Below are 23864 nucleotides of genomic sequence, written 5' to 3'. Positions count from 1 at the left end.
ACAGGAAATGCAGCGCGTTAAGCATGAAAGGCGTGCTGACGGGTTAACCTGAACCGGTTTCAAGGGTATAATCCGCCGATTTCCACCGGTTTGGGTCAGCCATGAAGTTTATCCGCGGTATTCATAATCTTAACGAGCAGCATCGCGGCTGCGTTCTGACCATTGGTAATTTCGATGGCGTACACCGCGGGCACCAGGCACTGATGGCCCGGCTGTGTGAAGAGGGACGCAAACGTAATCTGCCGGTGGTGGTCATGGTCTTTGAACCACAGCCGCTGGAGCTGTTTGCTGGCGATAAAGCCCCGGCTCGCCTGACGCGCCTGCGTGAAAAACTGCGCTACCTGGCTGAAGCCGGCGTCGATAAGGTGCTCTGCGTGCGGTTTGACCGTCGCTTTGCGGCGTTATCCGCCCAGCGTTTTATCAGCGACCTGCTGGTTGAAAAGCTCGACGTCAGATACCTTGCGGTGGGCGATGATTTCCGCTTTGGCGCCGGTCGCCAGGGGGATTTCCGGTTATTGCAGAAAGCCGGTGTGGAGTATGGCTTCGAGGTTATCAGTACCGAAACCTTCTGTGAGGGCGGAAAGCGCATCAGCAGCACCGCCGTGCGTCAGGCGCTGGCCGCCGATGATTTAGCGCTGGCGCAGTCGTTGTTAGGCCATCCTTTCACGATTTCCGGCCGCGTCGTGCACGGTGATGCACTGGGACGCACGCTGGGCTTCCCAACCGCCAACCTGCCTTTACGCCGCAGCGTGTCGCCGGTGAAAGGGGTCTATGCGGTGGAAGTGGAAGGGCTGACGCCGGAGCCGCTGCCGGGCGTGGCGAATATCGGCACCCGTCCGACGGTAAAAGGTTTACGCCAGCAGCTTGAAGTTCACCTGCTCGACATCAATATCAATCTTTATGGTCGTCACATTGATGTGGTGCTGAAACAGAAAATACGAAACGAGCAGCGCTTTGCCTCACTGGAGGCGTTGAAAGAACAAATTGCGAATGATGTGGTAACGGCCCGGCAGTTCTTTGGGCTGCTTTAACCTGAGCGAAAAACGGAATCGAGAATCTGATGAGTGACTATAAATCTACCCTGAATTTGCCGGAAACGGGATTCCCGATGCGTGGCGATCTGGCCAAACGCGAACCGGGAATGTTGCAACGCTGGTATGCCGACAACCTGTATGGCGTTATCCGCGAAGCCAAAAAGGGGAAAAAAACCTTTATCCTGCATGATGGCCCTCCTTATGCGAACGGCAGCATTCATATCGGTCACTCAGTTAACAAGATTCTGAAAGACATTATCGTTAAGTCGAAAGGCATGGCGGGCTATGACGCGCCCTATGTGCCGGGCTGGGACTGTCACGGTCTGCCTATCGAGCATAAAGTTGAGCAGATGATCGGCAAGCCGGGCGAGAAAGTCACGGCGGCAGAATTCCGCGAAGCGTGCCGCAAATATGCGGCAGAACAGGTTGAAGGCCAGAAAGCAGACTTTATCCGTCTGGGCGTACTGGGCGACTGGGATCGTCCTTACCTGACCATGGACTTCAACACGGAAGCCAACATCATCCGTGCGCTGGGTAAAATCATCGGCAACGGTCACCTGCACAAGGGCGCGAAGCCGGTGCACTGGTGCCTGGATTGCCGTTCTGCCCTGGCCGAAGCGGAAGTGGAATATTACGACAAGACCTCACCGTCGATTGATGTGATGTTCAACGCCGTCGATGCCGACGCTGTGCGTCAGGCGTTCGGCGTCACCGCGGTCAACGGCCCGATTTCACTGGTTATCTGGACCACCACTCCGTGGACGCTGCCCGCTAACCGCGCCATCTCTCTGCATCCGGAATTTGACTATCAGCTGATCCAGATCGAGGGCCGTGCCCTGATCCTGGCAAAAGAGCTGGTGGAAAGCGTCATGAAGCGTGCCGGTGTCAGCGAATGGCAGGTGCTGGGCGAATGCAAAGGTGCCGCGCTGGAGCTGCAGCTGTTCCAGCATCCGTTCCTTGAGCAGATTCAGTCGAAAGTGGTGCTGGGCGAACACGTCACGCTGGACGCCGGTACCGGTGCGGTCCATACGGCACCCGGCCACGGCCCGGATGACTATGTGATCGGCCAGAAATATGGCATCGAAACCGCTAACCCGGTCGGGCCAGATGGCGCGTATCTGCCAGGCACTTACCCGACGCTGGATGGGGTTAACGTCTTTAAAGCCAACGATATGATCGTTGAGCTGCTGAAAGAGAAGCAGGCGCTGCTGCACGTTGAAAAACTGCTGCACAGCTATCCGCACTGCTGGCGTCACAAAACGCCTATCATCTTCCGTGCCACGCCACAGTGGTTCATCAGCATGGATCAGAAAGGCCTGCGTGCGCAGTCGCTGAAAGAGATCAAAGGCGTGCAGTGGATCCCGGACTGGGGTCAGGCGCGTATTGAATCGATGGTGGCGAACCGTCCGGACTGGTGTATCTCTCGTCAGCGTACCTGGGGCGTGCCGATGGCGCTGTTCGTTCATAAAGAGAGCGAAGAGCTGCACCCGGATACCCTGGCACTGATGGAGAAAGTGGCACAGCGTGTTGAGCAGGATGGTATTCAGGCCTGGTGGGATCTCGATCCGCGCGAGCTGATGGGCGATGACGCCGATCATTACGTCAAGGTTCCGGATACTCTGGATGTCTGGTTCGACTCCGGGTCAACCAGCTATTCCGTCGTGGATGCCCGTCCGGAATTCGAAGGACAGGCGCCGGACCTCTATCTGGAAGGGTCCGATCAGCATCGCGGCTGGTTTATGTCCTCGCTGATGATCGGCACCGCGATGAAAGGCAAAGCGCCTTATCGTCAGGTACTGACACACGGTTTCACCGTGGATGGTCAGGGCCGCAAAATGTCGAAATCGATCGGCAACACCGTGTCGCCGCAGGATGTGATGAACAAGCTGGGTGCTGACATTCTGCGCCTGTGGGTGGCATCAACCGACTATTCGGGTGAAATGGCGGTCTCCGATGAGATCCTGAAGCGTTCCGCCGATGCCTATCGCCGTATCCGTAACACCGCCCGCTTCCTGCTGGCGAACCTTAACGGCTTCAATCCGGCCACCGACCTGGTGAAACCGGAAGAGATGGTCGTGGTGGATCGCTGGGCCGTGGGACGTGCGCAGGCGGCGCAGGCCGATATCGTCGCCTCTTATGAGAACTACGATTTCCATGAAGTGATCCAGCGCCTGATGCAGTTCTGTTCTGTTGAGATGGGCAGCTTCTATCTCGACATCATCAAAGATCGCCAGTACACCGCGAAGGGCGACAGCCTGGCGCGTCGTAGCTGTCAGACCGCGCTGTGGCACATCGTTGAAGCGCTGGTGCGCTGGATGGCGCCGATCATGTCCTTTACCGCGGATGAGATCTGGGGCTATCTGCCTGGCGAACGCGCGCAGTATGTCTTCACCGAAGAGTGGTATCAGGGTCTGTTTGGCCTGGCGGAAGATGAAGCCCTGAACGATGCCTACTGGGCTGAGCTGCTGAAAGTGCGTGGCGAAGTCAACAAGGTCATCGAGCAGGCGCGTGCCGACAAACGTATCGGTGGCGCACTGGAAGCCACCGTGACGCTCTATGCTGATGCGGAGCTGGCCGCTAAGCTGCAGGCGCTGGGCAACGAGCTGCGCTTTGTGCTGCTGACCTCGGGTGCCCTGGTGGCCGATTATGCGCTGGCAAACGATGAAGCGCAGCAGAGCGAACTGCTGAAAGGTCTGAAAATTGCGCTGCACAAGGCGGAAGGCGAGAAATGTCAGCGCTGCTGGCATTACACTACCGACGTCGGCCAGAATCCGGAGCACGCTGCGGTCTGTGGTCGTTGTTACACTAACGTAGCCGGTGACGGTGAACAGCGTGAATTTGCCTGATGCGTAAACCTATTCTCTCAACCGGATTGCGCTGGCTGTGGCTGGTGCTGGTGGTCATCGTTGTCGACTTCGCCAGTAAGCAGTGGGTGATGAACAACATGATGCTGCATGAAACGCAGCCGCTGATGCCTTATCTGAACCTGTTCTATGCGCACAACTACGGCGCGGCGTTCAGTTTCCTGGCGGACAAAGGCGGCTGGCAGCGCTGGTTCTTTGCCGGTATTGCGCTGGCGATCGTGGTTTCACTGGTGCTGATGATGTATCGCAATCAGGCCAGCCAGAAGATTTCAAACATCGCGTATGCCCTGATTATCGGCGGTGCGATAGGCAATTTATTTGATCGCTCCTGGCATGGCTTTGTGGTCGATTTTATCGATTTTTATGTCGGTAACTGGCACTTCGCTACATTTAATACCGCTGACTGCGGCATCTGTATTGGTGCCGCATTGGTGGTGCTGGAGGGCTTTTTCAGCCCGAACGGCAAACAGGCTAAACAGAAAGGGTAAGTGATGACTGAGTCCGTACAGCGCGACAGCGCGGTGTTGGTGCATTTTACGCTGAAGCTGGAAGATAGCTCGACGGCGGAATCGACCCGTGCAAACGGTAAGCCTGCGCTGTTCCGTCTCGGTGATGGCAGCCTCTCTGCGGCACTGGAGGAGGCACTGCTGGGGCTGAAAGCGGGTGAAACTAAACAGTTCACTCTGGCGCCGGAAGAGGCATTTGGTGGCGTCAGCCCTGACCTGATCCAGTATTTCTCGCGTCGTGACTTTATCGATGCCGGTGAACCGGAAGTGGGGGCCATCATGCTGTTCAGCGGCATGGGCGGCAGTGAAATGCCAGGCGTGATCCGTGAAGTCTCCGGTGATTCGATCACCGTGGATTTTAACCATCCGCTGGCAGGTCATCGTATTCAGTTTGATGTAGAGGTGCTGGAGATCGATCCGGCACTGGAGGCGAACGATGCAAATCCTGTTAGCTAATCCGCGCGGTTTCTGCGCCGGCGTTGATCGCGCCATCAGTATCGTTGAGCGCGCGCTGGAGATGTATGGCGCGCCCATCTACGTGCGTCACGAAGTGGTGCATAACCGTTACGTGGTCAACAGCCTGCGTGAGCGCGGGGCGATCTTCATCGAAGAGATCAGTGAAGTGCCGGACAACGCGATTCTGATCTTCTCCGCGCACGGTGTTTCGCAGGCGGTGCGTGCAGAAGCCAAAGCGCGCAATCTGACCATGTTGTTTGATGCAACCTGTCCGCTGGTGACAAAAGTGCATATGGAAGTGGCACGTGCCAGCCGTAAAGGCGTTGAGGCGATACTGATCGGTCATGCGGGTCATCCGGAAGTGGAAGGCACCATGGGGCAGTACAACAACCCCAATGGCGGGATGTATCTGGTCGAGTCTCCGGAAGATGTTTTCCGGCTGACGGTAAAGGATGAAAACAACCTGAGCTTCATGACGCAGACCACGCTGTCAGTGGATGATACGTCAGACATCATCGATGCTCTGCGTCAGCGCTTCCCGGCGATTATCGGGCCGCGTAAAGATGATATCTGCTATGCCACAACCAACCGTCAGGAAGCGGTTCGCACCCTGGCGAAAGATGCCGAGGTGGTGCTGGTGGTGGGCTCGAAGAACTCCTCCAACTCGAACCGTCTGGCTGAACTGGCGCAGCGCGCCGGTAAGCTGGCGAAGCTGATCGACTCTGCTGATGATATTCAGGAAGAGTGGGTCAAAGGCGTGGCCTGTATCGGTGTCACCGCCGGTGCCTCAGCGCCCGATATTCTGGTACAGCAGGTGATTCAGCGACTGCGTGAGCTGGGCGGCGAAGCCGCGATCGAGCTGATTGGCCGTGAAGAGAACATCGTCTTTGAAGTGCCAAAAGAGCTGCGCGTCGAGGTGCGCAACGTGCAGTAACCGCACGTTAATCCTGATAAAAAGGCCGACTCTGTTCGGCCTTTTTTGTTTTTATCGGCCGATGAAAAGCCCATCTTTTGCCATGGCGATTGCTTTTACTGATAATCGCAGGCGGCTGGCATAAAATTCTTATTATCCCTGATTAATAGTGGCGTGACTGTTAACTCGTCGTTAACCTGATGACGCTTTGGATGCATAGTTTTGTTTTAGGAATGAATAAATATGAAGAATATCCGCATTGCCGTTGTGGGCGCGCCGGGCCGTATGGGCCGTAATCTGATTGAGGCGACACAGCAGGCAGAAGGCGTGGAGCTGGGTGCTGCGCTCGCCCGTCCGGGTTCATCGCTGACCGGCAGCGACGCCGGAGAGTTAGCGGGCATCGGCAGAAACGGCATCCTGATTGCTGACGATTTACGTGCAGTGATTGATGACTTTGATGTGCTGATCGACTTTACCCGTCCGGAAGGCACGCTGGAGTATATGGCGATCTGCCGTGAGCACGGCAAAGCGATGGTGATCGGCACCACAGGGTTCGATGACGCAGGCAAAGCAGCCATTCGCGCCGCCTCAGAAGATATCGCCATTGTATTCGCCGCAAACTTCAGTGTGGGCGTTAACCTGGTGCTGAAGCTGCTGGAGAAAGCCGCCAGCGTGATGGGGGAGTATGCGGATATTGAGATTACTGAAGCGCACCATCGCCACAAAGTGGATGCGCCATCGGGCACCGCACTGGCGATGGGTGAAGCGATTGCCGATGCGATGCAGTGGAAACTGGATGAGCACGCGGTCTATACGCGCGAAGGACACACCGGCGAACGTCAGCCTCAGACTATCGGTTTTGCCACGGTGCGCGCCGGGGACATCGTCGGTGAGCATACGGCTATGTTTGCGGATATTGGCGAACGGGTTGAGATAACCCACAAGGCCTCAAGCCGTATGACCTTCGCAAAAGGTGCGGTTAAGTCGGCATTATGGCTGAAAGAGAAGAAAGCAGGCCTGTTTGATATGCGGGATGTGCTGGATCTGTGATGTTGTGCGTGTTGTGAACCATCGTGATGTGGTTATTTCAATCGTTAACCAATTGATTGGAAAAGGGCAATATTTTTATTGCCCTTAATTTTGTCTTAAATCCTCGCTATGATGTAAAAGCAGATCAAACTATCTGTTTTTATCACTTTCTGTGCATTTTATCTCCGTTAAGATGCCATTTTTGACCATTTGGTCAAAAAAATCAGCCTGACAGCCTCGCGTTCTTATTTTTACTGCCTGGCAAACGATTATTCGGCCGGGTTTTCTCCTGTTTTTACCGCTTAAGCCCGTTTCTGGCCTCATAAGTCAGATAAAGATGAAAAAAATGGGCCTCAGGGTAGACAAGCCCCAGGGTGATCATTAGAATGCGCGCAATTTGCCAAAAATCGACAATTCAGGCGGTTTTTGCATTGATTCAGGCGGCTATTTTGAATTAATATGCAGATATTATGACTGTTTATTCCCTGGAGGATGTTTTGATTAAGTCAGCAATCCTGGTTCTGGAAGACGGAACCCAATTCCACGGTCGGGCCATCGGGGCAACGGGGTCGGCAGTGGGGGAAGTCGTTTTCAACACCTCAATGACCGGTTATCAAGAAATCCTCACTGATCCTTCCTATTCCCGCCAAATCGTTACTCTCACTTATCCCCATATCGGTAATGTCGGTGCCAACGCCGCTGATGAAGAATCAAGCCAGATTCATGCTCAGGGCCTGGTCATCCGCGATCTGCCGTTGATTGCCAGCAACTTCCGAAGCGAAGAGGGACTCTCCGCTTACCTGCAGCGCAACAACATTGTGGCCATTGCCGATATCGATACCCGTAAGCTGACGCGTCTGCTGCGTGAGAAAGGCGCTCAGAATGGCTGCATTATCGCCGGTGATAATCCGGATGCCGCGCTGGCGCTGCAGAAAGCCCAGGCGTTCCCCGGGCTGAAAGGGATGGATCTGGCGAAAGAGGTCTGCACAACGGAAACCTACAGCTGGCAGCAGGGCAGCTGGACGCTGGGCAGTGGCCTGCCGGAACAATCCTCAGCGGAATCCCTGCCTTATCATGTCGTGGCTTACGATTACGGTGCCAAGCGCAACATTCTGCGTATGCTGGTTGACCGCGGCTGCCGTCTGACCGTTGTACCGGCTCAGACACCGGCGGAAGAGGTGCTGAAGATGAATCCGGATGGCATTTTCCTCTCCAACGGCCCGGGTGACCCGGAGCCATGTGACTACGCCATCAGCGCGATTCAGGCCTTCCTGAAAACCGAGATTCCGGTGTTCGGTATCTGCCTGGGTCATCAGCTGCTGGCGCTGGCCAGCGGAGCCAGAACCGTGAAGATGAAACTTGGCCACCACGGCGGCAACCATCCGGTGAAGGATCTCGACAATAATCGCGTGATGATCACCGCCCAGAACCACGGTTTTGCCGTCGATGAGAACGATCTGCCCGCGAACCTGCGTGTCACCCACATTTCGCTGTTCGATAAAACGGTGCAGGGCATTCACCGCACTGACAAGCCAGCCTTCAGCTTCCAGGGACACCCGGAAGCCAGCCCGGGACCGGGTGATGCTGCGCCGCTGTTTGACCACTTTATTGAATTGATTGACGCCTTCCGTCTGCAAGCGAAGTAATCAGGAGCTAATTCATGCCAAAACGTACAGACATAAAATCAATCCTGATTCTTGGTGCCGGTCCGATTGTGATCGGTCAGGCCTGTGAATTTGACTATTCCGGTGCGCAGGCGTGTAAAGCGCTGCGTGAAGAGGGTTACCGGGTCATCCTGGTGAACTCCAACCCGGCGACCATCATGACCGACCCTGAGATGGCCGATGCCACCTATATCGAGCCCATTCACTGGGAAGTGGTGCGCAAAATCATCGAAAAAGAGCGTCCGGATGCCGTACTGCCGACCATGGGCGGCCAGACTGCGCTGAACTGCGCACTGGAGCTTGAGCGTCAGGGCGTGCTGGAAGAGTTTGGCGTGACCATGATTGGTGCGACTGCAGACGCCATTGATAAAGCAGAAGATCGTCGTCGCTTTGACGTCGCGATGAAAAGCATCGGGCTGGACACCGCCCGTTCCGGTATCGCACACACCATGGAAGAAGCGCTGGCCGTGGCGGAAGATGTCGGTTTCCCCTGCATCATCCGTCCCTCCTTTACCATGGGCGGCACCGGTGGCGGCATCGCCTATAACCGCGAAGAGTTTGAAGAGATTTGTGAACGGGGCCTCGACCTTTCACCGACCAATGAGCTGCTGATTGATGAGTCGCTGATTGGCTGGAAAGAGTATGAGATGGAAGTGGTTCGCGATAAAAACGACAACTGCATCATCGTCTGCTCGATTGAAAACTTCGATGCGATGGGGATTCACACCGGTGACTCTATCACGGTCGCCCCCGCTCAGACGCTGACGGATAAAGAGTATCAGATCATGCGTAACGCCTCGCTGGCGGTCCTGCGTGAAATCGGTGTGGAAACCGGTGGCTCTAACGTCCAGTTCTCGGTGAACCCGAAAGATGGTCGCCTGATTGTTATCGAGATGAACCCGCGCGTCTCTCGCTCCTCTGCGCTGGCTTCAAAGGCGACCGGCTTCCCGATTGCGAAAGTTGCGGCCAAGCTGGCGGTCGGCTTTACTCTCGATGAGCTGATGAATGACATCACCGGTGGTTTAACGCCCGCCTCATTTGAGCCGTCGATTGACTACGTGGTCACCAAAATTCCACGCTTCAACTTCGAAAAATTTGCCGGTGCCAACGACCGCCTGACCACCCAGATGAAATCGGTCGGTGAGGTGATGGCGATTGGCCGCACATTCCAGGAGTCCGTACAGAAAGCGCTGCGCGGCCTGGAAGTGGGCGCGCACGGCTTCGACCCGAAAGTGCATCTGGACGACCCGGAAGCCCTGACCCGCATCCGCCGCGAGCTGAAAGATGCCGGTTCAGACCGTATCTGGTATATCGCTGACGCGTTCCGCGCCGGGATGTCGGTCGATGGCGTCTTCAATCTCACCAACATTGACCGCTGGTTCCTGGTGCAGATTGAAGAGCTGATCCGGCTGGAAGACCAGGTGGCTCGTGAAGGGGTAAACAGCCTGGATGCGACCTTCCTGCGTGCGCTGAAGCGTAAAGGCTTTGCCGACGCCCGGCTGGCGGCGCTGGCAGGCGTGGCTGAGAGCGAAATTCGCAAGCTGCGTCAGCAGTTTAACCTGCACCCGGTTTATAAGCGTGTGGATACCTGCGCCGCCGAGTTCGCCACCGATACCGCTTACATGTACTCCACCTATGAAGAGGAGTGCGAAGCCAACCCGGCGACAGATCGCGATAAGATCATGATTCTGGGCGGTGGGCCAAACCGTATCGGTCAGGGTATTGAGTTCGACTACTGCTGTGTTCACGCCGCGCTGGCGCTGCGTGAAGATGGTTACCAGACCATTATGGTCAACTGTAACCCGGAAACGGTGTCGACCGATTATGACACCTCCGACCGTCTCTACTTTGAGCCGGTAACGCTGGAAGATGTGCTGGAAATCGTCCGTATCGAGCAGCCTAAAGGCGTAATCGTGCAGTATGGCGGTCAGACCCCGCTGAAGCTGGCGCGTGCGCTGGAAGCGGCAGGTGTGCCGGTTATCGGCACCAGCCCGGACTCTATTGACCGTGCTGAAGACCGTGAACGTTTCCAGCAGGCTGTCGATCGTCTGAGCCTGAAACAGCCAGCCAATGCCACGGTCGCAACGCTGGAGCAGGCCGTTGAGAAAGCCGCTGGCCTGGGCTATCCGCTGGTGGTGCGTCCTTCTTATGTACTGGGCGGCCGTGCCATGGAGATCGTCTACGACGAAACCGACCTCAAGCGCTACTTCCAGACAGCGGTCTCCGTCTCTAACGATGCGCCGGTGCTGCTGGATCGCTTCCTGGATGATGCGGTCGAAGTCGATGTGGATGCGATCTGCGACGGTGAGCGGGTGCTGATTGGCGGCATCATGGAACATATCGAGCAGGCCGGCGTTCACTCCGGTGACTCCGCCTGTTCACTGCCGGCCTACACACTGAATCAGGAGATTCAGAATGTGATGCGTCAGCAGGTTGAGAAGCTGGCGTTCGAGCTGAACGTCCGCGGCCTGATGAACGTCCAGTTCGCGGTTAAAGACAACGAAGTCTACCTGATCGAAGTTAACCCGCGCGCCGCGCGTACCGTGCCGTTCGTCTCGAAAGCGACCGGTGTGCCGCTGGCGAAAGTGGCCGCACGCGTGATGGCAGGTAAAACGCTGGCAGAGCAGGGCGTTACCGAAGAGGTGATTCCGCCTTACTACTCCGTGAAAGAGGTCGTACTGCCATTCAACAAGTTCCAGGGCGTTGACCCGATTCTTGGACCGGAAATGCGTTCGACCGGTGAAGTCATGGGCGTGGGCCGCACCTTTGCTGAGGCCTTCTCTAAAGCGATGCTGGGCGCACAGAGCAACATGAAGAAGTCGGGCCGTGCACTGCTGTCGGTGCGTGAAGGCGACAAGAAACGTATCGTCGACCTGGCTGCCAAGCTGCAGAAGTTTGGTTTCGAGCTGGATGCGACACACGGCACGGCGGTTGTGCTGGGCGAGGCGGGAATTAACCCACGTCTGGTGAACAAGGTGCATGAAGGTCGTCCGCACATTCAGGACCGTCTGAAGAATGGCGAATATAGCTATATCGTCAATACCACGGCAGGACGTCAGGCGATTGAAGATTCGAAGCTGATTCGCCGCAGTGCTCTGCAGTATAAAGTGCACTATGACACCACGCTGAATGGCGGTTTCGCCACTGCGATGGCCCTGAATGCCGATCCGACGGAGCAGGTCATCTCCGTTCAGGAGATGCACGCGCAGATTAAGGCGATGTAAGTCGAGGTAGTGTGAAAAGCGGCTCCTGCGGGAGCCGTTTTTTTTTATATTCTGGCCATATCAGCGGTGAGATCGCGCCTGCGAAGGGAACACGGGCAGATCGGAAAGTCGCTCAAGCCAGTCCCTGGCCGCCCGGCCCGCGCCGTCCATGGCGCGGGACGCTTTCCTCCTCTGTCCGTGCTCCCTGCGCGTTGTGCTGATACGTTGCGGTACCCCCAGAATTTGAATTTGTCAGCTGTCTGAAGGGCTCGTGCGGGAGCCGTTTTTTTTGCCTCTCACCTGGCGATAATCTGAAAATCAGGCTCGCGTAAAGCAAAGGATTTGCCTTAAAGTCACTGATTTGACTTAGTTTTTTAGCTATAGGTGCGAATCAGCCCCGTTCGCACAAATTTATAAGATAAACACTTCCTGTCCGGATTTTTCGCCAGTAATATGCCTGCCGCTCATCACCGGAGCGTGCAAGGACACCTATAAAAATGAAAATGCGTACTTTTTCTGTGAGTGCAGTGGCTGCACTGATGGCTATTCTTCCTTTCGCCAGCCAGGCGGAAATCACCCTGTTAAAACAGGATCCACAGGCTGGCGATCCCCTTAGCCGCCTCAACTTTACCTTTGGCGGCAGCATCCGTGCTCAGGTCAATCACCAGACCGGCGTGGATGACAAATCGTACAAGCGTGACGGATTCGATGGCGGCACCCGTTTCCGTTTCGGCGCGGATTACTACCTGTTCGACGACGTCAGCTGGATCAGCTACTACGAGCTGGGTGTGAATATTCCGGCGGTATTCAGCTGGGATCGTCATTATGCCGACGGTGCGAATAACACCACGCGCCGCCAGCTCTACACCGGTCTGAAAAGCAAGACCTGGGGCCAGCTGACCTTTGGTCAGCAGAACAGCGTTTACTACGATACCGTAGGGGCCAAGACCGATATCTGGGACTACGACATGATCGGTCAGGCACCAGGCAACGGGATCAATGGCGACTACGATGGCTCTTACCGTTCGCGTAAGCAGCTGAAGTATAAAAACACCTTCGGCGATCTGGATCTCTACGCCTCTTATCTGTTCGACGATAATGAGTTCCTGCCAGGCAACGGCCTGCGCTACAAGCGCAAAGGCGGCGGTTCGCTGGGTGTGGATTATCACATTACCGACGATCTGAGCTGGGGCACGGCGTGGAACTACACCCGCGCGGCGATGCGTAACCCGAACAATGGCGACAGCGGCGATTACGACCAGAACATTTATGGCACCGCGCTGAGCTGGACCCCGGGCAACTGGACGCTGTCAGCGGGCGGCGGCTGGTATCAGAACTTCATGACCACCAAACGCAAAGATGTGCATGACTACTTTGCTGGCGATGCATGGGGCGTGGAATACTTTGCCGGTTATAAAATTCCGGTGGCGCAGTATGGCCTGAAAGCGGTGCAGCCGTATGTCATGGGCGATCGCATTGAGTATGCGACCGGCCGTGATTATCAGCGCATCGACAACGGTCTGGGTGTGACGCTCTTCCTCGACTACGGTTTCCGTGTCGATTACGAACATGTCTTTACCTCCAGCACCGATAACCTGGGTGATATGAATCTGGTGCGTCTGCGCTACGACTTCTGATAACCCCGACGGCTCCTGCGGGAGCCGTTTTCTTATTCGCCCGGTTTTGTGCCAGCTGGCGTCAGATTACTGGCGAGCTGCGGCTAACAGACGCGATTTCGCGGTGAAAAACGCTGCGCAGGCAGTGAAATGCGACATCATAAAAAGCTTTACGCAATTAGACCTTCCCCCCTATCGACGAAAGTTTCACCTTCTCGTATCATGGCGCCAATTTTTTTCCTGTGAGTAGTTAACATGATTAGTCTTATCGCGGCATTAGCAGCAGATCGCATTATTGGAATGGAGAACGCCATGCCGTGGGACCTGCCTGCAGATCTGGCGTGGTTCAAGCGTAACACCCTGAAAAAACCAGTGATTATGGGCCGGCTGACCTTTGAATCCATTGGTCGTCCTCTGCCTGGCCGACTGAATATCGTGGTCAGCAGCCAGCCCGGCACCGCCGAAGGCGTCACCTGGGTCACTTCGCTGGATGAGGCGGTTCAGGCTGCCGGTGAAGCCGAAGAGATCATGGTGATCGGTGGCGGACGCGTTTATGAGCAGATGCTGAAGCGTGCCGATCGCCTCTATCTGACCCACATCGATGCAGAAGTAGAAGGTGACACGCAGTTCCCGGATTACGAGCCGGATGAGTGGCAGTCAACGTTCAGCGAGTTCCACGACGCTGATGAGCATAACTCCCACAGCTACTGCTTTGAGATCCTGGATCGCCGTCGCTGATTCCTTGCCCGCCCGCCTGTAACCTGGCTGTCATCTTTATTCATTAGCATTGCTTCTTTTCCGGGACCGACACAAAGGAAGCAATCACTGATGAAGATCGAACTCTCCGCGTTAAGCACAGACCGCCTGCCCGATTCGCAGCGACGTAAGTTCCTTGCCGGTTCCGGCGCACTCGGGCTGACCGGCTTTCTCAGCGGCGGCCTGACTTTCTCATCCGGCGCACTGGCGCAGGAAAAACCCGCCGGCAGCCCGCTGCTGGGCTTTCAGGCGATTGCCGCTTCGACCGCGGATGAGATTGTCGTGGCGCCAGGCTATCGCGCTGAAGTGCTGATCTCCTGGGGCGATCCGCTGGTTAATGGCGCGGCTGAGTTCGATCCCCATGGCAACAACAGCGCGGAGGATCAGGAAAAGCAGTTCGGTGACAACAATGACGGGATGAGCTTCTTCGCCATTGATGAGCATCGTGGCGTGATGGCAATCAACAATGAGTATGTGAATGAGCCGACGCTGTTCGCCCATGGCGGCAGCAAAGCGACCAGCCTGGAGGATGTGAAGAAATCACAGGCGGCGCACGGCGTTTCTGTCGTTGAGATTAAACGCGGCGAAGGCAATCGCTGGCAGGTTGTCCGTCCTTCAGATTACAACCGCCGCATTACCGCGAATACCCCGATGCGTTTTTCCGGTCCGGCCGCAGGCGACAAAGCGCTGCAGACCGCCGCCGATCCTCAGGGCCTGCAGGTTCTCGGCACCTTTGGTAACTGCGCCAACGGTAAAACGCCCTGGGGCACTTATCTGACCTGCGAAGAGAACTACGACACCTACTTTGGCACGCATGACGCGAATTTTACGCCGACCCCGCAGCAGAAGCGCTACACCCTGAACGCCGCCGAGCCGGAGCGAAACTGGTCCGATTTTGATCCCCGCTTCGATATTGCAAAAAATCCTAACGAATTTAACCGCCACGGCTGGATAGTCGAAATCGATCCCTTCGATCCCCAATCGGTGCCGGTCAAACGAACCGCGCTGGGGCGTTTCAAGCATGAGAATGCTGCGGTGACGGTTGCTAAAACCGGCCAGCTGGTGGTCTATATGGGCGACGATGAGCGTGGCGAGTACATTTATAAATATGTCTCGGACGACAAGGTTAACCCGGACGATGCGAAAGCGAATCACGGACTGCTCGATCGGGGCACGCTCTATGTGGCGCAGTTTAACGGCGATGAACAGGGCACACCCCTGAAAGGCAGCGGTCGCTGGCTGGCACTGAAGTGGGGGGAAAATGGACTCACTGCTGAGAAGGGATTTCATAGCCAGGCCGATGTCCTGATCAATGCGCGTGCTGCTGCCGATGTGGTTAACGCCACGCGGATGGATCGGCCGGAATGGATCGCCGTTAACCCGCATGATGGCCGCGCCTACTGTACGCTGACCAATAACAACAAGCGCGGCAATGAGGGGATGCCGGTTAATGCCGCCAACCCGCGTCCTAAAAATATCTACGGCCAGATTATCCGCTGGGATGAGAAGGGCGATGCCACGGCCACGTCGTTTGCCTGGGACATCTACGCGTTATGCGGCAATCCGATTGCCCATCCCGAAGGCATCTATCGTGGCACACCGAACATCTCTGCTGAAAACACCTTTAACAGTCCGGATGGCCTGGGGTTTGATGCGCAGGGACGGCTCTGGATCCTTACCGATGGCAAATACAGCAACAAAGAGGATTATCAGGGGCAGGGGAATAATCAGATGCTGGCAGGAGACCCGGACAGCGGCGAGATTCGCCGGTTTATGGTCGGCCCTAAATCCTGCGAGCTGACCGGCATTACCTTCACGCCTGACTACAGAACGCTGTTCGTGAACGTGCAGCACCCTGGCGAAGAGGGGGATTCACATTTTCCTGACAACAGTCCGCGCCCGCGCTCGTCGGTGATCATGATCACCCGGGAGGATGGCGGCATTATCGGCGCATAAAACAGCAGGCTGGCCGCCAGGCCAGCCTCAGGGTTATAGCGCCGGAGGCGCCAGACTTTCGCTGGAGTCGAGCGCTTTCTCGCGGTTAGAGGGCTGAACCACATAGCGCTGCTCTTCCCAGTGCAGCAGGGTCAGCGCGCCGCCCCAGCAGCAGCCGGTATCCAGGCCGATAATTCCCTCTGGCGTGCCTTTGCCTTCCAGTGAAGCCCAGTGACCGAAAACGATGGTGTAGTCCCGGGCGACCGGTCCGTCGATGTTGAACCAGGGCTTCAGCGGTGGCAGCGCCGATTCAGGGGCATCTTTGCAGATCATGTCCAGCTGACCATTGGGGAAGCAGTAGCGCATACGGGTAAAGGCATTGGTGCTGAAGCGCAGTCGGGCCAGACCGGTCAGATCTTCGCTCCAGTTATTTGGCATATCGCCATACATCGCATCCAGGAACAGCGGATAACTGTCGCTGGCGAGCACCGCTTCCACTTCCCGCGCACATTTTTTCGCGGTGTCGATATCCCACTGAGGCGTGATACCGGCGTGTCCCATGACCAGCTTTTTCTCTTCATCCACCTGCAGCAGCGGCTGACGGCGCAGCCAGTTGATCAGCTCATCAGCATCGTCCGCTTCCAGCAGGGTGGTGAGGCGATCTTTAGGCTTGTTACGGCTGATTCCGGCATAGACCGCCAGCAGATGTAAATCGTGGTTGCCCAGCACCAGGCGCACGGCGTCGCCCAGTGACTTCACATAGCGCAGGACCTCCAGTGAGCCAGGACCGCGCGCCACCAGGTCACCGGTCAGCCACAGCGTGTCGTGCTCGGGATTGAAATCGACCTGCTGCAGCAAGGCACGTAATTCATCGTAGCAACCATGGACGTCGCCAATCAGGTATGTGCTCATAACGTTTTATCCATCGGGAATGTGCCCGACGTATCGGGCAAAAGGCGTGAAAATCAGTGAATGTGCGTCTGGATGGCGAGGCGGAACACCGGGATTTCAACGTGAAAGGTGTCGCCCTGATCGTCGACCATCACGTAGTGTCCCTGCATGGTGCCCATCGGCGTTTCGATAACAGCACCACTGGTGTACTGAAATTCGTTGCCCGGCGGGATAAGCGGCTGCTCACCGACCACGCCTTCACCCTGAACTTCTGTTTCGCGGCCGTTACCGTTGGTAATCAGCCAGTAACGCCCCAGCAGCTGCACGGCGGAACGGCCCAGATTGCGTATCGTAATGGTATAGGCGAAGACGTAGCGATCCTCATCCGGCGAGGACTGGGAGGCGACGTACTGGCTTTGCACATGAACGGAGACGCGGGCCGTTTCACTCATGACTTACTCCTGCGATTTTCCCTGATGCGTCGCCAGCCAGTTAGCCAGCTGACAATATTGCGCGACCGAGACGTTTTCAGCACGCAGACCAGGATCAATGGATAACTCTTCCAGCGCACCTGCCGCCACCATGTGGTTCAGGCTGTTGCGCAATGTTTTACGGCGCTGACCAAAGGCTTCTGTCGTGATACGGCTCAGGATACGCACGTCGCTGACCGGATGCGGTGGCTCGGCAAACGGCACCAGACGCACGACAGCCGAGTCCACTTTCGGTGGCGGCGTGAAGGCGTGTGGCGGCACTTCCAGCACCGGAATAACCTGGCAGTAATATTGCGCCATCACCGTCAGGCGACCATACGCTTTGCTGCCCGGGCCCGCAACCAGACGGTTAACCACCTCTTTCTGCAGCATGAAGTGCATATCTTTGATCGAACCAGTATAGCTGAAAAGGTGGAACATCAGCGGGGTCGAAATATTGTAAGGCAGGTTACCAAATACCCGCAGCGGCTGGCCTCTCTCCTGTGCCAGCGCGGCAAAGTCGAAGGTCATGGCATCCTGCTGGAAGATGGTCAGTTTCGGGCCAAGGAACGGATGCGTTTGCAGACGCGCCGCGAGATCGCGGTCCAGCTCCACCACCGTTAAGCTATCGAGGCGTTCGCCCACCGGCTCGGTTAAGGCGCCGAGGCCAGGGCCGATCTCTACCAGCGCTTCATCGCGCTGGGGATGAATGGCGGAGACAATGCTATCGATAATGTACTGATCGTTCAGGAAGTTCTGCCCGAAACGTTTACGGGCGTAGTGCCCCTGATGGACGCGATTATTCATTACTGCTCTTGATCATAGTGATGGCGAGGTTAAGCGCCGTGATAAAGCTGCCCGGTTCCGCCTGACCCAGCCCGGCGAGTTCAAGCGCGGTGCCGTGGTCAACGGAGGTCCGGATAAAGGGCAGGCCCAGGGTAATATTTACCGCGCGGCCAAACCCCTGAAACTTCAGTACCGGCAGGCCCTGGTCGTGATACATCGCCAGCACCGCATCGGCGTTTTGCAGATATTTGGGCTGGAACAGTGTATCCGCAGGCAGCGGGCCGGTCAGTTTAATGCCCTGCTGACGCAGTTCATTGAGGGCCGGCGTAATCGTCTCAATCTCTTCCCGTCCCATATGACCGCCTTCACCGGCGTGGGGGTTAAGACCACAGACATAGATATGCGGCTCGGCAATGGCGAACTTCTGCTGCAGATCACGATGAAGAATGGTGATCACTTCATGCAGGCATTCGCGGGTGACCGCCGCAGGCACCTCTTTCAACGGCAGATGCGTGGTGGCCAGTGCCACACGCAGCGCTTCGGTTGCCAGCATCATCACCACGCGATGACCGCCTACGCGGTCGGCGAAGAATTCGGTATGGCCGGTAAAGGCGATACCGGCATCGTTAATCACGCCTTTGTGCACCGGACCGGTAATCAGCGCCGCAAATTCACCCTGCAGACAGCCGTCACAGGCGCGGGCCAGCGTGGCCAGCACATAATCACCGTTAGCGACACAGAGTTCGCCTGGTGTGACCGGCTGTGCCGTCTCAATCGGCAGAATGGTCAGCGTCCCCGCCTGCTGCGGCACGGGGTCCGCCTCAGGCTGGTAGTGACGCAGGGTCAGCGGCAGACCGAGCTGCGCTGCCCGCTGCTGCAACAGGGCAGGGGAGGCGCAGACGACGAGTTCCACCGGCCAGGCGTGCTGAGCCAGCTGAACGGTGAGATCGGGACCAATCCCGGCGGGCTCGCCGGGAGTGATCACCACACGCTGGTTACTGTGCATTGCCATCCAGAATCTTCACATAAGCACTGGCGCGCTGTTCCTGCATCCAGGTCTGCGCTTCTTCAGCAAATTTACGGTTAAACAGCATGCGATAAGCGCGCTCTTTCTGGGCCGCGTCGGTTTTGTCCACCTGGCGGGTATCCAGCAGCTGAATCAGATGCCAGCCGAAAGAGGAGTGCACCGGCTGGCTGGTCTGGCCTTTCTGCAGACGCAGCAGCGCATCGCGGAAAGCGGGATCAAAGACTTCCGGAGAGGTCCAGCCGAGATCGCCACCCTGATTCGCCGATCCCGGGTCATCAGAGTACTGTTTGGCCGCGGCGGCAAAGGTGGTTTTTCCGCTGCGGATATCGGCCGCGATCTGTTCCAGCTGCGCCCTGGCCTGATCGTCAGTGAGAATCGGCGATGGTTTCAGCAGAATATGACGAGCGTGCACCTCAGTGACCGAGACGTTCTTACTTTCGCCACGCAGGTCGTTCACCTTCAGGATATGGAAGCCCACACCTGAACGCACCGGCCCGACGATGTCGCCTTTTTTCGCCGTTGCCAGCGCCTGAGCAAACAGGGTCGGTAACTCTTCAATTTTACCCCAGCCCATGTTACCGCCTTTCAGCGCCTGCGAGTCGGCGGAGTAGGTCACGGCCATCTTGCCGAAATCCGCACCATTTTTCAGTTCGCCAACCAGCTGTTTCGCCAGCGTTTCCTGCTCATCGACCTGCTGTTGCGTCGGGTTTTCCGGCAGCGGCAGCAGAATGTGGCTGATGTTCAGCTCGGTTCCCTGGCTGTTCTGGGCGGCAATCTGGGTTGAAAGCGTATCCACTTCCTGCGGCAGGATGGTCACGCGACGACGCACTTCATTGTTGCGGACTTCGGCAATCATCATCTCTTTGCGGATCTGTGAGCGATAGACGCCATAGTTCATGCCGTCATAAGCCAGACGACTGCGCAGCTGATCCAGCGTCATGCGGTTCTGTGCGGCAATGTTCTTAATCGCCTGGTCCAGCTGCTCGTCGCTGATCTGGATCCCCGCTTTTTCACCCATCTGCAGAATGATGTTGTCCATGATCTGGCGTTCCAGAATCTGATGGCGCAGCGTTTTATCATCTGGCAACTGCTGACCTGCCTGCCGGGCCTGAGATTTCACCGTGCCCATCATGCCGTCCACGTCACTCTCAAGAACCACGCCGTTATTGACCACGGCGGCAACTTTATCAACGACTTGTGGTGCTGCGAACGCGGTGTTGGCACTGATTGCCACACCAAGAATCAGCATTCTCCAGTTCTTCATACTTTATCCATTGTTGGTTCCGCACTGCGGGATTGCCTGTCAAACATCACAACATCAGAAAGCGGGCTGGTAAGGGATAATCCCCTGACGCAGCATATCGTTGGTGCCTAAGCCATAGTTGGAGCTCAGACCACGCAGCTCAATGTTGAATGAGATTTGGTTGTCATATTTACTGTCGTCGTTTTCCCAACCGTTAATTTTGCGTTCGTAACCGACCCGAATGGCATAACAGCATGAGCTGTACTGCAGGCCTACCAGCTGCGAAGCCGGACGGCTGTTGCGGGTATCGTAGTAGTACGCGCCTACCACGGACCATGCATCCGCAATCGGCCAGCTGGCCGTGGTGCCCACCTGTGAAATCCCATTTTTGAAGATAGGATTGGTCACCAGGCTGCTGTCGTTCAGCGCGGTTGCGACATATTCCGGGCTGCTGTAACGGTAGCTCAGCTGCACCATGCGATCGGCATCACGACGATATTCCAGTACGGTATTGCCCTGGGAAACGTTGTCGAGTTTGGTGTCATACTGCAACCCACCCCGGACGCCCCAGCGATCGCTGATTTTCCAGTATGTATCGCCAGCCCAGATCAGGCTGCCGGTATCATCTTCTTTACTGGTCTGATTCACACCAGTACGAGAAGGGGTAAACGAGTAGATTTGACCTACAGAAACGTTAAAACGTTCAACCAGATCGGCATCATAAATGCGTGTGGTGACGCCGGTGGCCACTTCGTTAGCCGACGCGATACGATCCAGGCCGCTGTAGGTGCGGTCGCGGAACAGCCCGGTGTAGTCGGTCTGCAGCAACGTTGAGTCGTATGGATAGATGTTGCTCTGATTACGGTACGGGATATAGAGGTACTGCACCCGCGGCTCCAGCGTCTGGGTATAGCCCGCCGCGGAGTCCATATCGCGGTCAAAGACCAGACGGCCATCAACTTTAAACTGCGGCAGGGTGCGGTTTACCGACTCATCCAGATCGCCACTTTTGCCGTTGCGGTTCGCAAAGTTGTTGTTGTAGTAATCAACATTGGTCTGCTGATAGTGGGTTGCCAGGAATTTCGCTTCGGTATCCAGGCTCGCCCAGCCGTTTGACAGCGGCAGGTTCAGCGTTGGCTCTACGTGCAAACGGGTCGCTTCAGGATAGCGATCGCTGACGTTAGTGAATTTCACCGCCTGCGCATAGATCCGGCCATCAAACGGACCGATGTCATTCTGATAGAGATTGACGTCCAGCTGCGGCATGGCGCGATAGACGTTGTTGCTGCTGTTGTCGCCGAACACCTGGAAATCTTTGGTGGAAAGCGTCGCATCCCAGTTGGTGTCCGCGTAGCCAATACTGAATTTCTGCGTGGCGTAGTTGTCGGTCGAGCTGTAGTACTTCGAGTCGAGGTCGTTGAAGTAGTACTTATCGCTGACTTTGGTGTAGTCCGCGTTAAAGCGCCAGTGCTGATCGTAGACACCCGCATGACGCCAGTAGAACAGCCAGCGATCGGAGCTGTCATCTTCGGCGATGCCGCGCAGCGCTTTATCTTTGTCGTACTGCTTGTCTGAGCCGAGGTAGTCGAACTCCATCAGACCTGCGCCCAGCTCTGTCAGATAACGGAATTCATTCTCAAACTTCATGCCGCGCTTGCTGATGTAGTGCGGCGTAATGGTGGCATCGGCCTGCGGCGCGATGTTCCAGTAGTAGGGCAGGATGAACTCAAAGCCGTTGTTGCTGCCATATTTAGCATTCGGGATCAGGAAGCCGGAGCGACGACGGTCGCCAATCGGTAACTGCAGATAGGGACTGTAGAACACCGGAACGGAACCGAGTTTAAAGCGGGCGTTCCAGATCTCGGCCACTTCCTCTTCGCGGTCCTGAATCACTTCGGAGCCGACCACGCTCCAGCTGTTGGAGCCAGGCAGACAGGAGGTAAAGGTGCCATTTTCCAGAATGGTGTAGCGGTTATCACCGCGCAGTTTCATCTGATCGGCGGTGCCGCGACCCTGACGATCCACCATCTGGTACTGACCGTTCCAGACGTTGGTATCTTTACTGTTCAGATTTGACCAGGCTTTCGGACCTTTCAGGATGACCTGGTTATCATCGTAATGCACATTACCCAGGGCATCGACGGTACGAACCGGCATGGTCTGGCCCTCCTGCTGACGCTGATGAAGCTGAACTTCATCGGCCTGCATACGGCTGTTGCCCTGCTCAATATTCACATTGCCTGTGAAGACCGCATCATCGGGATAGTTCCCTTTGGCCGCGTCGGAGTGAATGGTGACAGGCAGCTGATTGGTATCGCCATTCACCAGCGGGCGGTTGTAACTCGGCACGCCTAACATACACTGCGACATCAGATCGTCGGCAACGGCTTGCTGGCTAATGGCTGCGCCGATCAGTGTGGCCAGCAGGGTAGGTATATGTTTTTTCATACGCGGTATCGAGAATTCCATGAAAACTGGCATCATGCCGACAATCGGGTCAGAGACTAACTTACTGCCCGGCGTTGCGCCAGTGTTAATCCTGGTCAGTCAGCGTTGCCGTTAGGCGCTGAGATAAATGACAGGTATGATAATGCAATTTTCAGCCGCAAGCATGGCGAATTGAGGAGTTTATGCGCTACTGGGGAAAAGTTGTGGGTCTGGCGCTGGGATTACTTTCCGGTGCAGGCTTCTGGGGTATTGTGATCGGTTTGATCATTGGCCATATGTTTGACAAAGTGCGCGGCGCGCAAGGTAAGGCTTACTTCTCAAATAATCAGACCCGACAGACGCTGTTTTTCAGCACCACCTTTCAGGTCATGGGCCATCTGACCAAGTCAAAAGGGCGCGTTACCGAAGCGGATATTCAGATTGCATCGCTGCTTATGGAGCGGATGCAGCTGCACGGTGACTCGCGCACCGCCGCCCAGCGCGCATTTCGCGAAGGCAAGCAGGCAGATTACCCGTTACGCAGCAAACTGCGGGAGCTGCGCAGCGCCTGTTTTGGCCGGTTCGATCTGATTCGCATGTTCCTGGAAATTCAGATTCAGGCTGCCTTTGCCGACGGTTCCCTGCATCCCAATGAGCGGCAGGTGCTCTATGTCATCGCCGAGGAGCTGGGCATTTCACGCGTTCAGTTCGATCAGTTCCTGCGCATGATGGAAGGCGGCCAGCAGTTCGGCGGCGGACAGCGCAGTGGCAGTGGTGGCTTTCAGCAGGCGCAACGTGGACCAACGCTGGAAGATGCCTGCAGCGTGCTGGGTGTGAAGAGCAGCGATGACGCCACCACCATCAAGCGCGCATACCGCAAGCTGATGAGCGAGCATCATCCCGACAAGCTGGTGGCGAAGGGGCTGCCGCCAGAGATGATGGAGATGGCGAAGCAGAAGGCACAGGAAATTCAGGCGGCGTACGATCTGATTCGCAAAGAAAAAGGCTTTAAGTAATCGCGCCTCTCTCCGCCTCTCAGAAGGA

Annotated in this window: 18 protein-coding genes; 12 read left to right on the top strand and 6 right to left on the bottom strand. The window is 56.4% G+C overall.

Features of this window, described 5'->3' with window-relative positions; translation table 11 throughout:
- The first annotated feature begins 101 nt into the window (after positions 1 to 101).
- The 11 genes from ribF (at position 102) to OXR04_RS08630 (ending at position 15997) form a co-directional block, all read left to right on the top strand.
- Positions 102 to 1031, top strand: a complete 930-nt coding sequence (ribF, locus tag OXR04_RS08680; protein WP_009092217.1) for a bifunctional riboflavin kinase/FAD synthetase — start codon at positions 102 to 104, stop codon at positions 1029 to 1031.
- Between the two features lie 29 nt (positions 1032 to 1060).
- The gene (gene ileS, locus OXR04_RS08675) at positions 1061 to 3880 is read left to right on the top strand and encodes an isoleucine--tRNA ligase (protein ID WP_267369787.1); all 2820 of its coding nucleotides are present in this window, start codon (positions 1061 to 1063) and stop codon (positions 3878 to 3880) included.
- Positions 3880 to 4386: a signal peptidase II gene (gene lspA / locus OXR04_RS08670; protein ID WP_267369788.1), complete on the top strand. Its 507-nt coding sequence runs from the start codon at positions 3880 to 3882 to the stop codon at positions 4384 to 4386. Before ileS ends, lspA begins: the two co-directional genes overlap by 1 nt.
- A gap of 3 nt (positions 4387 to 4389) precedes the next feature.
- A complete protein-coding gene (gene fkpB / locus OXR04_RS08665) occupies positions 4390 to 4860 on the top strand; it encodes an FKBP-type peptidyl-prolyl cis-trans isomerase (RefSeq protein ID WP_267369789.1) in 471 nt (156 codons plus the stop codon).
- Positions 4841 to 5794, top strand: a complete 954-nt coding sequence (gene ispH / locus OXR04_RS08660; RefSeq protein WP_010253724.1) for a 4-hydroxy-3-methylbut-2-enyl diphosphate reductase — start codon at positions 4841 to 4843, stop codon at positions 5792 to 5794. The genes fkpB and ispH overlap by 20 nt, the downstream gene beginning before the upstream one ends.
- Before the next feature lie 222 nt (positions 5795 to 6016).
- Positions 6017 to 6823, top strand: a complete 807-nt coding sequence (gene dapB, locus OXR04_RS08655) for a 4-hydroxy-tetrahydrodipicolinate reductase (RefSeq protein ID WP_009092207.1) — start codon at positions 6017 to 6019, stop codon at positions 6821 to 6823.
- A gap of 476 nt (positions 6824 to 7299) precedes the next feature.
- Positions 7300 to 8448 (top strand): glutamine-hydrolyzing carbamoyl-phosphate synthase small subunit, encoded by a 1149-nt coding sequence (carA, locus tag OXR04_RS08650; RefSeq protein WP_058957748.1) that lies wholly within the window; start codon positions 7300 to 7302, stop codon positions 8446 to 8448.
- A 14-nt stretch (positions 8449 to 8462) separates the two neighbouring features.
- A complete protein-coding gene (gene carB, locus OXR04_RS08645) occupies positions 8463 to 11690 on the top strand; it encodes a carbamoyl-phosphate synthase large subunit (protein WP_009092204.1) in 3228 nt (1075 codons plus the stop codon).
- 470 nt (positions 11691 to 12160) lie between these two features.
- Entirely contained in the window at positions 12161 to 13306 is a 1146-nt protein-coding gene (locus OXR04_RS08640; protein ID WP_267369853.1) for a porin, read from the top strand.
- 234 nt (positions 13307 to 13540) lie between these two features.
- A complete protein-coding gene (gene folA / locus OXR04_RS08635; protein ID WP_009092201.1) occupies positions 13541 to 14023 on the top strand; it encodes a type 3 dihydrofolate reductase in 483 nt (160 codons plus the stop codon).
- 90 nt (positions 14024 to 14113) lie between these two features.
- Positions 14114 to 15997, top strand: a complete 1884-nt coding sequence (locus tag OXR04_RS08630) for a PhoX family phosphatase (RefSeq protein ID WP_267369790.1) — start codon at positions 14114 to 14116, stop codon at positions 15995 to 15997.
- Between the two features lie 33 nt (positions 15998 to 16030).
- Here OXR04_RS08630 and apaH read toward each other — a convergent pair whose 3' ends face one another.
- Genes apaH through lptD form a run of 6 tightly spaced genes read right to left on the bottom strand, consistent with a single transcriptional unit; the run spans position 16031 to position 22841 of the window.
- The gene (gene apaH, locus OXR04_RS08625) at positions 16031 to 16888 is read right to left on the bottom strand and encodes a bis(5'-nucleosyl)-tetraphosphatase (symmetrical) ApaH (RefSeq protein ID WP_009092197.1); all 858 of its coding nucleotides are present in this window, start codon (positions 16886 to 16888) and stop codon (positions 16031 to 16033) included.
- 53 nt (positions 16889 to 16941) lie between these two features.
- Positions 16942 to 17319 carry a Co2+/Mg2+ efflux protein ApaG gene (apaG, locus tag OXR04_RS08620; protein ID WP_009092195.1) on the bottom strand — a complete coding sequence of 126 codons (378 nt, stop codon included), beginning with the start codon at positions 17317 to 17319 and terminating at the stop codon, positions 16942 to 16944.
- 3 nt (positions 17320 to 17322) lie between these two features.
- A complete protein-coding gene (rsmA, locus tag OXR04_RS08615) occupies positions 17323 to 18144 on the bottom strand; it encodes a 16S rRNA (adenine(1518)-N(6)/adenine(1519)-N(6))-dimethyltransferase RsmA (protein WP_009092193.1) in 822 nt (273 codons plus the stop codon).
- Positions 18137 to 19129 carry a 4-hydroxythreonine-4-phosphate dehydrogenase PdxA gene (gene pdxA / locus OXR04_RS08610; RefSeq protein WP_267369854.1) on the bottom strand — a complete coding sequence of 331 codons (993 nt, stop codon included), beginning with the start codon at positions 19127 to 19129 and terminating at the stop codon, positions 18137 to 18139. Before pdxA ends, rsmA begins: the two co-directional genes overlap by 8 nt.
- Entirely contained in the window at positions 19119 to 20414 is a 1296-nt protein-coding gene (gene surA, locus OXR04_RS08605) for a peptidylprolyl isomerase SurA (RefSeq protein ID WP_009092189.1), read from the bottom strand. Before surA ends, pdxA begins: the two co-directional genes overlap by 11 nt.
- Before the next feature lie 54 nt (positions 20415 to 20468).
- Positions 20469 to 22841 (bottom strand): LPS assembly protein LptD, encoded by a 2373-nt coding sequence (gene lptD, locus OXR04_RS08600; protein ID WP_267369791.1) that lies wholly within the window; start codon positions 22839 to 22841, stop codon positions 20469 to 20471.
- A gap of 182 nt (positions 22842 to 23023) precedes the next feature.
- Between lptD and djlA the strand changes: the two genes are divergently transcribed.
- Positions 23024 to 23836 carry a co-chaperone DjlA gene (gene djlA, locus OXR04_RS08595; protein WP_111208316.1) on the top strand — a complete coding sequence of 271 codons (813 nt, stop codon included), beginning with the start codon at positions 23024 to 23026 and terminating at the stop codon, positions 23834 to 23836.
- Positions 23837 to 23864 lie beyond the last annotated feature (28 nt).

Source organism: Pantoea sp. GM_Pan_3 (genome assembly GCF_026541045.1).
In the GTDB taxonomy this organism is placed as follows: Bacteria; Pseudomonadota; Gammaproteobacteria; order Enterobacterales; family Enterobacteriaceae; genus Pantoea; species Pantoea anthophila.
This window is presented reverse-complemented; position numbering and strand designations above follow the sequence as displayed.